This window comes from Pseudomonas sp. PDM17 (assembly GCF_014851985.1).
In the GTDB taxonomy this organism is placed as follows: Bacteria; Pseudomonadota; Gammaproteobacteria; order Pseudomonadales; family Pseudomonadaceae; genus Pseudomonas.
This window is the reverse complement of the sequence record NZ_JACVAT010000003.1, coordinates 861,912-872,775: the sequence shown is the minus strand read 5'-3', so window position 1 is coordinate 872,775 and position 10,864 is coordinate 861,912. Positions and strand designations below refer to the sequence as shown.

Annotated in this window: 8 protein-coding genes; 7 read left to right on the top strand and 1 reads right to left on the bottom strand. The window is 64.3% G+C overall.

Annotated features, from left to right (window positions below; all coding sequences use genetic code 11):
- Positions 1-491 precede the first annotated feature (491 nt).
- The 7 genes from pstS to IB256_RS14150 all read left to right on the top strand — a co-directional run bounded on the left by pstS (position 492) and on the right by IB256_RS14150 (position 9,362).
- Positions 492-1,463, top strand: coding sequence for a phosphate ABC transporter substrate-binding protein PstS (pstS, locus tag IB256_RS14180; RefSeq protein ID WP_024762034.1), 972 nt, complete (start codon positions 492-494; stop codon positions 1,461-1,463).
- A gap of 395 nt (positions 1,464-1,858) precedes the next feature.
- The gene (locus IB256_RS14175; protein ID WP_192293670.1) at positions 1,859-3,892 is read left to right on the top strand and encodes an ABC transporter permease subunit; all 2,034 of its coding nucleotides are present in this window, start codon (positions 1,859-1,861) and stop codon (positions 3,890-3,892) included.
- Positions 3,893-3,917: 25 nt separating this feature from the next.
- A complete protein-coding gene (gene pstA, locus IB256_RS14170) occupies positions 3,918-5,594 on the top strand; it encodes a phosphate ABC transporter permease PstA (protein WP_192293623.1) in 1,677 nt (558 codons plus the stop codon).
- Between the two features lie 52 nt (positions 5,595-5,646).
- Positions 5,647-6,483, top strand: a complete 837-nt coding sequence (gene pstB / locus IB256_RS14165) for a phosphate ABC transporter ATP-binding protein PstB (protein ID WP_192402953.1) — start codon at positions 5,647-5,649, stop codon at positions 6,481-6,483.
- An 85-nt stretch (positions 6,484-6,568) separates the two neighbouring features.
- On the top strand, positions 6,569-7,312 hold the full coding sequence (gene phoU / locus IB256_RS14160; RefSeq protein WP_045217747.1) for a phosphate signaling complex protein PhoU: 744 nt from the start codon (positions 6,569-6,571) through the stop codon (positions 7,310-7,312).
- 133 nt (positions 7,313-7,445) lie between these two features.
- Positions 7,446-8,339, top strand: a complete 894-nt coding sequence (locus tag IB256_RS14155; RefSeq protein WP_192402951.1) for a response regulator — start codon at positions 7,446-7,448, stop codon at positions 8,337-8,339.
- 123 nt (positions 8,340-8,462) lie between these two features.
- Entirely contained in the window at positions 8,463-9,362 is a 900-nt protein-coding gene (locus IB256_RS14150) for a peptidoglycan DD-metalloendopeptidase family protein (protein ID WP_192293617.1), read from the top strand.
- Between the two features lie 102 nt (positions 9,363-9,464).
- Here the strand turns inward: IB256_RS14150 and IB256_RS14145 are convergent, their stop codons facing one another.
- Positions 9,465-10,805, bottom strand: a complete 1,341-nt coding sequence (locus tag IB256_RS14145; protein ID WP_192293615.1) for a hemolysin family protein — start codon at positions 10,803-10,805, stop codon at positions 9,465-9,467.
- Between the last annotated feature and the right edge of the window lie 59 nt (positions 10,806-10,864).

Genomic DNA, 10,864 nt, shown 5'->3' with positions numbered 1-10,864 from the left:
CAGTAGTGAAACGACGCATCGCCGATGGTAGTGTGGAGTTTCTCCATGTGAGAGTAGGTCATCGTCAAGCTCCTATCCCAAAGCCCCTGGTCAGCATCGCTGGCCGGGGGTTTTGCTTTTGCGCGCGGAAACATTGGCCTCGCAATGAGGCTGGGCACTCGCTCCAGGAGGCGTAGATCGTCGCCGTGAGGAGTGTCATAGAAGGCGGAAAGCTGCGGACGGTTATGGACCCTGCGAGCTTGAATTCGTAGCGCCAAGGCAAGAGCTGTTCGCGGGCAAACTCGCTCCTGCAAAGGGCACAAGCGGCCCAGCAGAGGCTCTGGAACGCCATTTCCCGCCGCATCATCCATCCGATTTGGCTTGTTACAACCGCTTGCCAGCAGACTGATGGCATTTCATCCAACTGTCACATTCCAGTCATAGAGTCTTCATGCGGCCTGCCGATACTGGCCCCCGTTCCATCCAACCCCATTCTCCTTAAGGAGCAAGGCATGAAACTCAAGCGTTTGATGGCGGCCCTGACTTTTGTCGCTGCAGGCGTAGGCACCGCCAGTGCGGTAGCCGCGATCGATCCGGCCCTGCCGGACTACCAGAAAGCCAGCGGTGTGTCGGGCAACCTGTCGAGCGTCGGTTCCGACACTCTGGCCAACCTGATGACCATGTGGGCGGAAGAGTACAAGCGCCTGTACCCGAACGTGAACGTGCAGATCCAGGCCGCCGGTTCCTCCACCGCGCCGCCGGCTCTGACCGAAGGCACCGCCAACTTAGGTCCCATGAGCCGCAAGATGAAGGATGTCGAACTGCAGGCCTTCGAACAGAAGTACGGCTACAAGCCGACCGCTGTTCCGGTTGCCGTAGACGCCCTGGCGATCTTCGTGCACAAGGACAACCCCATCAAGGGCCTGACCATGCAACAGGTCGACGCCATCTTCTCCTCCACCCGCCTGTGCGGCGGCAAGTCGGAAGTGAAGACCTGGGGTGATCTGGGCCTGACTGGCGACTGGGCCAACAAGCCTGTGCAACTGTTCGGTCGTAACTCCGTCTCCGGCACCTACGGCTACTTCAAGGAAGAAGCCCTGTGCAAAGGCGACTACAAGCCGAACGTGAACGAGCAGCCGGGTTCGGCTTCCGTGGTTCAGTCGGTCAGCCAGTCCCTGAACGGCGTTGGCTACTCCGGTATCGGTTACAAGACCGCTAGCGTGAAGACCGTTGCCCTGGCCAAGAAAGAAGGCGGCGAGTTCATCGAAGACAACGAGGCGAATGCCCTGAACGGCACCTACCCGCTGTCGCGCTTCCTCTACGTCTACGTCAACAAGGCGCCGAACAAGCCGCTGAACCCGCTGGAAGCACAGTTCCTGAAGATGGTGCTCTCCAAGACTGGCCAGCAGGTTGTCGTGAAGGACGGCTACATCCCGTTGCCGTCCAAAGTCGCCGAAAAAGCGATCAAGGACCTGGGTCTGTAATCAGTCCTCCAACCGGACGGAGATCCCCGTCCGGCATGGGCTGACGCCTACTCGACCGAGCCCGCCAGCATGGCTCTGCTGGCGGGCTTTGTCGCGTCACCTCCATGTCATCTTTCTGTCATATAGGGCCGCTAGGGTGTCACTCCATGAACGACATGGCCAACTCCCCGATGACTTCTTCTCTCCCCGAGCGGATCGATTTCAATACGCCTGCACTGCAGCGCAAGCGCCGTATCCGGGCGCTCAAGGATCGACTGACTCGCTGGTACGTCCTGGTCGGCGGTCTCGCTGTGCTGGCTGCCATCACCCTGATCTTCTTCTACCTCGCCTACGTCGTGCTGCCGCTGTTCCGCGGCGCCGAACTGGAGACGCGTGACCCCCTCGCTCCGACCTGGCTGAAAACGGCCCAGGCGCCGCTGCTGCTGAGCATCGAAGAGCAGAACATGGTGGGCATGCGCGTCGCCGCCAACGGCGAAGTGGTGTTCTTCGACGCCAAGAAAGGCGACGAGATGGACCGCGTTGCGCTGAAGCTGCCCACCGGCACCAGCGTCACCTCCATCGCCGAGGACCAGCCGGGGCATCCGACCGTCGCGCTGGGCCTGTCCAACGGCCAGGTGCTGGTGTTCAAGCACAACTACAAGGTCACCTACCCGGACAACAAGAAGACCATCACCCCGCACATCGACTATCCCTACGGCGAAGCGCCGATGAACCTGGATCCCCAGGGCCGTCCGCTGGAGCACGTGGCGATCGTCTCGGGTGACGACAGCCTGTTGCTGGCCGCGTCCACCGGCAGCGAAATGCTCCTGCTCGGCCTGACTCAGCAGGAAAACATGCTGACCGGCGAGAGCTCCCTGCAGGAAGAACGCATCAACCTGCCGCAGATCGCCGATCCGGTGAAGGCCATCTACATGGACCCACGCAAGCAGTGGCTCTATGTACTCAATGGCCGCGCCCAGGCCGACGTGTTCGACCTGAACTCCCACCAGCTCAACGGCCGCTACAAGCTGCTGGATGACGCCTCCGCCGAAGTGACCGCCAGCAGCCAGCTGCTGGGTGGTATCTCGCTGATGGTCGGCGACTCCAAGGGCGGCATCAGCCAGTGGTTCATGGCCCGTGGCGAAGACGGCGAGCCGCGCCTGTCCCATGTGCGTGACTTCAAGCTGGGCGACCAGCCGATCTCCAGCATCGCGCCGGAGCAGCGCCGCAAGGGCTTCCTCGCCATCGACAAGCAGGGCAACCTGGGCATTTTCCACAGCACCGCGCACCGCACGCTGCTGGTGGAGAATGTCGCGCCGTCCGCCGGCCCGATGGCCTTGTCGCCGCGCGCCAACCGACTGATCCTCGAGCAGGGCGGTGAACTGCGTCGCTTCAGCCTGAGCAACCCGCACCCGGAAGTGTCCTTCAGCGCGCTGTGGGGCAAGGTCTGGTACGAGAGCTACGACAAGCCGTCCTACGTCTGGCAATCCACCGCCGCGACCACCGACTTCGAGCCCAAGCTGAGCCTGTCGCCGCTGACCTTCGGTACCCTGAAGGCCGCGTTCTACGCGATGATTCTCGCTGCTCCTTTGGCCATCGCCGCCGCCGTCTACACCGCGTATTTCATGGCTCCGGGCATGCGCCGCAAGGTGAAGCCGGTGATCGAGCTGATGGAAGCGCTGCCGACGGTGATCCTCGGCTTCTTCGCCGGCCTGTTCCTCGCGCCGTACGTCGAAGGCCACCTGCCGGGAATCTTCAGCCTGCTGCTGCTTACCCCGCTGGGTATCCTCGCTGCCGGCCTGATCTGGAGCCGTCTGCCCGAGCGCATCCGCCTGAGCCTGCCGGCCGGCTGGGAAGCAGCGATCCTGATCCCCGTGGTCCTCGCCACCGGTGCCTTCGCCCTGTGGATGAGCCCGCATCTGGAGACCATGTTCTTCGGCGGCGACATGCGCCTGTGGATCAGTCATGACCTGGGCATCACCTACGACCAGCGCAACGCTCTGGTAGTGGGTCTGGCCATGGGCTTCGCGGTGATCCCGAACATCTTCTCCATCGCCGAAGACGCCATCTTCAGCGTGCCGCGCAGCCTGACCTACGGCTCCCTGGCCCTGGGCGCCACGCCCTGGCAGACGCTGACCCGCGTGGTGATCCTGACCGCCAGCCCGGGCATCTTCTCCGCGCTGATGATCGGCATGGGCCGCGCCGTGGGCGAGACCATGATCGTGCTGATGGCCACCGGCAACACCCCGGTGATGGACGTGAACATCTTCCAGGGCATGCGCACCCTCGCGGCGAACGTCGCGGTGGAAATGCCCGAGTCGGAGGTCGGCGGCACTCACTACCGCGTGCTGTTCCTCTCGGCACTGGTACTGCTGTCCTTCACCTTCGTGATGAACACCCTGGCAGAGCTGATCCGTCAGCGCCTGCGCAAGAAATACGCGTCGCTCTAAGCGGCGCTCGACGAGGCTACGTTCCGTGAAACAGAAACAGGAATCCGTCAAAGCGTGGTTTGCCAGCGGTTCTCCCTGGGTGTGGATGAACGCGGGTGCGGTGTCCATCGCCGTGATCATGACCATCGGCCTGCTCGCCGTGATCGCCGTACGCGGTCTCGGCCACTTCTGGCCGGCGGATGTGATCGAAGCGACCTACACCGTCCCCGGTGAAGCGCCCAAGACCCTGATTGGCGAAGAAGTCCAGGTCGAGCAGGTGCCGCGTGAACGCCTGCGCGGCGCCGGTCTGCCGGTGCCGGACAATGGTCCGGAGTTCATGACCCGCGAACTGCTCAAGCTGGGCAACCGCGACCTATACGGCAGCGACTTCTCCTGGGTGATCGGCGAATGGCTGGCCGACCGTCGTCACCCGGCAGACCTGGTCACCCTGGAGCGCCGCGAGTGGGGCAACTTCTATGGCTACCTGCTGAGCGTGAAGGAAAATGGCAAGGTGGTTGCCGAAGGTCCGGGCGCCATGGCCGAGCTGCAGACCCGTCTCAAGCGCGTCGATGAGCTCTACTCCAAGCTGTACCAGCTGGAGAAGAAGGACATCGGCGGCATCAACCATGGTCTGGAGCGCCTGCGCCTCAAGGAGCGTGGCCTGCAGCTGAACAACAAGCTGGATGCCACCGCCGAGGCCGACATCGCCGCCGGCCGCGCCGAGCTGAACGCCCAGTACAAGGTGCTGGAAGAGCAGCTCAACGGCCTGCACCAGGAGTTCAACCGCGACAGCATCGTTATGCGCGACGCCACCGGCCAGCAGACCGAAATCAGCGTCGGCAAGCTGGTGCATGCCTACCAGCCGAACCAGATGGGCGTGGCCACCAAACTGAGCTTCTACTTCAAGAAGCTGTGGGAATTCCTCAGCGATGACCCGCGTGAAGCCAACACCGAGGGCGGTATCTTCCCGGCCATCTTCGGCACCGTGATGATGACCCTGGTGATGGCCGTGATCGTCACCCCGTTCGGTGTGATCGCTGCCGTCTACCTACGCGAGTACGCCCGCCAGGGCCTGCTGACCCGCATCATCCGCATCGCGGTGAACAACCTCGCGGGTGTTCCGGCGATCGTCTACGGCGTGTTCGGCCTGGGCTTCTTCGTCTACGTGCTGGGCGGCTCGCTTGACCGGATGTTCTTCCCCGAAGCCTTGCCGGCGCCGACCTTCGGCACGCCTGGGCTGTTCTGGGCCTCGCTGACCCTCGCCATCCTCGCGGTGCCGGTGGTGATCGTGGCCACAGAGGAAGGCCTGGCGCGCATCCCGCGGGCCACCCGTGAAGGCTCCCTCGCCTTGGGCGCGACCAAGGCCGAGACCCTGTGGAAAGTGGTCCTGCCGATGGCCAGCCCGGCGATGATGACCGGCCTGATCCTCGCCGTGGCCCGCGCCGCCGGTGAAGTGGCGCCGCTGATGCTGGTGGGCGTGGTGAAGCTGGCTCCGGCGCTGCCGGTGGACGGCAACTACCCGTACGTGCACCTGGACCAGAAGATCATGCACCTGGGCTTCCACATCTATGACGTCGGCTTCCAGAGCCCGAACGTCGAGGCCGCGCGCCCTCTGGTGTACGCCACCGCGCTGCTGCTGGTGATGGTCATCGCCCTGCTGAACTTCTCGGCCATCGCCATCCGTAACCGCCTGCGCGAAAAGTACAAGGCGCTGGAAAACTGATTCTGCAGGCGGCGGGCCACGCCCGTCGCCAGGCCTCCCAAGGAGACTGAACATGCAACATGAAACTGCTTCCCACGGCATCGATATTGGCGCGCTCGGCCGCGGCGACCGCCATGGCATGAACCTGGAAAACGAGACCGTCGCCCTCGAAGTGCCCGGCCTGAGCCTGTTCTACGGCGAAAAGCAGGCGTTGTTCGACGTCAGCATGAACATTCCCAAGCAGCGCGTGACCGCCTTCATCGGCCCGTCCGGCTGCGGCAAGTCCACCCTGCTGCGTTGCTTCAACCGCATGAATGACCTGGTCGATGGCTGCAACGTGAAGGGCGAGATTCTTCTGGACAGCCACAACATCTTCGCCAAGAACGTCGACGTCGCCGAACTGCGTCGCCGCGTCGGCATGGTGTTCCAGAAGCCCAACCCGTTCCCCAAGAGCATCTACGAGAACGTGGTGTACGGCCTGCGCATCCAGGGCATCAACAAGAAGCGCGTGCTCGACGAAGCCGTCGAGTGGGCGCTCAAGGGCGCCGCCCTGTGGGACGAGGTGAAGGATCGCCTGCACGAATCGGCCCTCGGCCTCTCCGGTGGCCAGCAGCAGCGTCTGGTCATTGCCCGCACCATCGCCGTGGAGCCGGAAGTCCTGCTACTCGATGAGCCCTGCTCGGCACTGGACCCGATCTCCACCTTGAAGATCGAAGAGCTGATCTACGAGCTGAAATCCAAGTTCACCATCGTCATCGTGACCCACAACATGCAGCAGGCCGCGCGCGTTTCCGACTACACGGCGTTCATGTACATGGGCAAGCTGATCGAGTTCGGCGATACCGATACCCTGTTCACCAATCCGGCCAAGAAGCAGACCGAAGACTACATCACCGGTCGCTACGGCTAGTCTCGCGGTATTGCCTGCGCGGTAGAACTTCCCGGAGAACATCACAAGCCAGCGGCCCGGAGCCTGCGGCTTTCGCGGAGCGAACATGATCAACAAAGAAAGCCTCACCCACCACATCTCGCAGCAGTTCAACGCCGAGCTGGAAGATGTGCGCAGCCACCTGCTGGCCATGGGCGGCCTGGTGGAGAAGCAGGTCAACGACGCGGTCAACGCGCTGATCGACGCCGACTCGGGCCTGGCCCAGCAGGTGCGCGAGATCGACGACCAGATCAACCAGATGGAGCGCAACATCGACGAGGAATGCCTACGCATCCTCGCCCGCCGCCAGCCGGCCGCCTCCGACCTGCGCCTGATCATCAGCATCTCCAAGTCGGTGATCGACCTCGAGCGCATCGGCGACGAAGCCTCGAAGATCGCGCGCCGCGCCATCCAATTGTGCGAGGAAGGCGAGTCGCCGCGCGGCTACGTCGAGGTGCGCCACATCGGCAACCAGGTGCGCAAGATGGTGCAGGAAGCGCTGGACGCCTTCGCCCGCTTCGACGCCGACCTCGCGCTGTCGGTCGCGCAGTACGACAAGACCGTCGACCGCGAATACAAGACCGCCCTGCGCGAGCTGGTCACCTACATGATGGAAGACCCGCGTGCCATCTCCCGCGTGCTCAACGTCATCTGGGCCCTGCGTTCGCTGGAGCGCATCGGCGACCACGCGCGCAACATCGCCGAACTGGTGATCTACCTGGTGCGCGGCACGGATGTCCGCCACATCGGCCTGACCCGCATGAAGGAAGAGGTGCAGGGCACCGCTGGCAAGGCTGACAAGGCCGAATAAGCCAGACGCCCGTACCAGAACGAACCCGGCCAACGCGCCGGGTTCGTCATTTTATGGCCGAGCGGTCCCTCACCAATGGCATGTAGCCACTCGGCAAGGCTATCCTTCGCCCTATCGTTTTCGGGAGATGCCGATGGGCAAGGTCAGTGTGCTGGTCGTGGATGACGCTCCGTTCATCCGTGACCTGGTGAAGAAGGGACTGCGGGACCATTTCCCCGGTCTGCAGATCGAAGAAGCGGTCAACGGCCGCAAGGCGCAGCAGTTCCTCGCGCGCCAGGCCGTGGACCTGATCCTCTGCGACTGGGAAATGCCCGAGTTGTCGGGTATCGAGCTGCTTACCTGGTGCCGCGAGCAGGACAACCTGAAGACCACGCCCTTCATCATGGTGACCAGCCGCGGCGACAAGGACAACGTGGTGCAGGCCATCCAGGCCGGCGTCTCCGACTTCATCGGCAAGCCGTTCTCCAACGACCAGCTGGTGAGCAAGGTGAAGAAGGCGCTGTCGCGCGCCGGCAAGCTGGAAGCCCTCGCAGCCCAGGCGCCGCAGCGCAGCCTGGTCGGCTCCATGCCCAATGACTCCCTGGCTGCCCTCACCGGCGGCAAGGCCGAGACGGTGCGCCCGGCGGCCGCGCCCTCTGCGCCGCGCCCGGCGGCTCCGGCACCGGCTGCCGCCGCTCCGGCCGCCCGCAGTGGCGCCAAGGGCCAGCAAGGCCAGCTGCGCCTGCCCTCGGCGAGCCTGCCCTGCGTGATCAAGGCGCTCAGCCTCAAGGAAGCGCTGCTGGTGGTGAAGCGCGGCACGCCGTTGCCCCAGGTACTGGAAAGCGCCGTGCTCGATCTGGAAGAGGACAGCGACGTCGCTCGCCTCAACGGCTACCTGCACGCCGTGGCCGCGCTGGAACCCAAGCCGGACAGCGAGTGGTTGCAGCTGACCTTCCGCTTCGTCGACCGCGACCCGCAGAAGCTCGACTACCTGTCCCGCCTGATCGCCCGCGGCAGCTCGCAGAAGCACTACGTGCCCGGCGCCTGATCCGGTTACAAATCCTCCCGCCGGCAACCGGGACTGTTTCACAGGCCGACCGGCGGCAGGTCGCGACGCACGGGCGACGCTGCTAGTCTTGCCAACGTCGCCATACCTATAACCAGAGTCGACATGCTAGGGCGCAGTATCCTCCTGTGCGGTCTTCTGGCCGCCTCCGGGACGGCTTCGGCCGTGACCATCTACAAGTACACCGACGCCAATGGCGTGGTCACCTACACGGACAAGGCCGTGGCGGGTGCGGCTGTCTTCGTTTTCCGCGATCGCATGGTCGAGCACCTGGAAGAACAGGTGAAGCTGGAGACGAAGAAGCACGCGGGCGGCGAGACCCTGCAGGTGCGCAATGACCTGTACGCACCGGTGGAAATCGAGCTGAGCGTGACCGGTGCGCAGAACGCCGTGGGCGCGCCGGAGCGGCCAATCCGCTGGGTGCTGCCGCCGCGCAGCTCGATTCGTCTCGCCACCCTGACGCCGCTCGACCCCGCCAGGCCGCTGCGCTACAAGCCCAAGCTGCGCTATGCGCTGGGCGATCCGCGACCGACGCCGTTGTCCTACCAGTACGCGCTGCCATGGACCGGCGGGCCGTTCCGCCTGACCCAGGGTGCCAATGGCCGCTACAGCCACTTCACGCCCAAGGGCCGCTACGCCATGGATATCGCCATGCCGGTGGGCACGCCGATCATCGCGGCGCGCGGCGGTACCGTGGTGAAGATCGAGAACGGCCAGGACGGGCGTGGCAAGAATCCTTCCGGCAACTTCGTGCGGATACTGCATGACGACGGCACCATGGGCGTGTACCTGCACCTGATGCGCGGCTCGGTGCTGGTGCGTGAGGGCCAGCGCGTCGGCACCGGCACACCGCTGGCGCAGTCGGGCAACACCGGCAACAGCAGCGGCCCGCACCTGCACTTCGTGGTGCAGCGCAACGTCGGCCTGGCGCTGGAGTCGATACCCTACGACTTCTCCCAGCCAGTGGATACGCTGCCGAATTTCGCGGTGGTGAAGGGCAACTGATCGAACCCATTGTAGGAGCGAGGGGCACCATCGTTCCTGCGAAGAGCCCATCCTGCAGGCACAAAAAAGCCGCCCATCGGGCGGCTTTTTCGTAAGCGGGACTCAGTCGAGCTTCACCACCTTGGCGAGGACGATCTTCGGGCCCTTCATCTTCTTCACGATGATGCGCAGGCCTTCGGTATCCAGCACTTCCTCTTCTTCCGGCACGCGCTTGAGGGTGTCGTAGACCAGGCCGGCGAGGGTGTCCGCCTCGACGTGGTCCAGGTCCAGGCCCAGCAGGCGTTCCAGCTTGAACAGCGGGGTGTCGCCGCGCACCAGCAGCTTGCCGGGCTGGTAGGCGACGATGCCGCGCTCGGCCTTGCGGTGTTCGTCCTGGATGTCACCGACCAGCACTTCCAGCACGTCTTCCATGGTCAGGTAGCCGACGACCTTGTGGTCGGCTTCCTCGACCAGCGCGAAGTGCGAGCCTCCCTGGCGGAACTGCTCCAGCAGGCGGGCCAGCGGCAGGTGTTTGGTGACCATTTCCAGCGGGTGGGTCAGCTCGTCGAGGTCGAAGGACTCCGGCAGGCTGTCCAGCGTGGCCAGGGCCAGCAGCAGGTCCTTGATGTGCAGCAGGCCGATGAACTCGCCCTTCTCGCTGTCGTACACCGGGTAGCGGCTGTACTTGTGGCGGCGGATGGTGGCGAGGATGTCGTCCAGCGGGGCGCTGCGCTCGAGGAAGACCAGGTCCTCGCGGGAGTTGGCCCAGTCCACCACTTCCAGCTCGCCCAGTTCCACCGCCGAGGCCAGCACGCGCATGCCCTGGTCGCTGGGATCGTGGGCGCGGCTGGAGTGCAGGATCAGCTTGAGCTCGTCACGGCTGTAGTGGTGCTCATGGTGAGGGCCCGGCTCGCCTTGCCCGGCAATCTTCAGGATGGTGTTGGCGCTGGCGTTGAGCAGCCAGATCGCCGGGTACATCGCCCAGTAGAACAGGTACAGCGGCACCGCCGTCCACAGCGACAGCAGCTCCGGCTTGCGGATCGCCCAGGACTTGGGCGCCAGCTCGCCGACCACGATGTGCAGGTAGGAGATGATGAAGAATGCGCTGAAGAACGACACGCCGCGGATGACTTCCTCGGAGTGCACGCCGATCGCGGCCAGCAAGGGCTCCAGCAGCTCGGCGAAGGCCGGCTCGCCGACCCAGCCCAGGCCCAGGGAGGCCAGGGTGATGCCCAGCTGGCAGGCGGAGAGGTAGGCGTCGAGCTGGTTGTGCACCTTGCGCAGGATGGTGCCGCGCCAGCCGTGTTGGTTGGCGATGGTCTCCACGCGGGTCGAGCGCAGCTTGACCATGGCGAACTCGGCGGCAACGAAGAAACCGTTGAGCACGACGAGGAACAGGGCGAACAGGATCAGGCCGAAATCGGCGAAATAGGTGAGGAAGTTACTACTAGGGGAAGGGTCCATGGTTCTGTTGGTTCAAGAATGGACGGACAAGAATGCGGTTCGTGGGGCCTGGCTGGCAA

Coding starts and splice junctions, on each gene's coding strand:
- pstS (WP_024762034.1), top strand. CDS start 492: ATGAAACTCAAGCGTTTGATGGCGGCCCTGACTTTTGTCGCTGCAGGC.
- IB256_RS14145 (WP_192293615.1), bottom strand. CDS start 10,805: ATGGACCCTTCCCCTAGTAGTAACTTCCTCACCTATTTCGCCGATTTC.
- phoU (WP_045217747.1), top strand. CDS start 6,569: ATGATCAACAAAGAAAGCCTCACCCACCACATCTCGCAGCAGTTCAAC.
- IB256_RS14150 (WP_192293617.1), top strand. CDS start 8,463: ATGCTAGGGCGCAGTATCCTCCTGTGCGGTCTTCTGGCCGCCTCCGGG.
- pstB (WP_192402953.1), top strand. CDS start 5,647: ATGCAACATGAAACTGCTTCCCACGGCATCGATATTGGCGCGCTCGGC.
- IB256_RS14155 (WP_192402951.1), top strand. CDS start 7,446: ATGGGCAAGGTCAGTGTGCTGGTCGTGGATGACGCTCCGTTCATCCGT.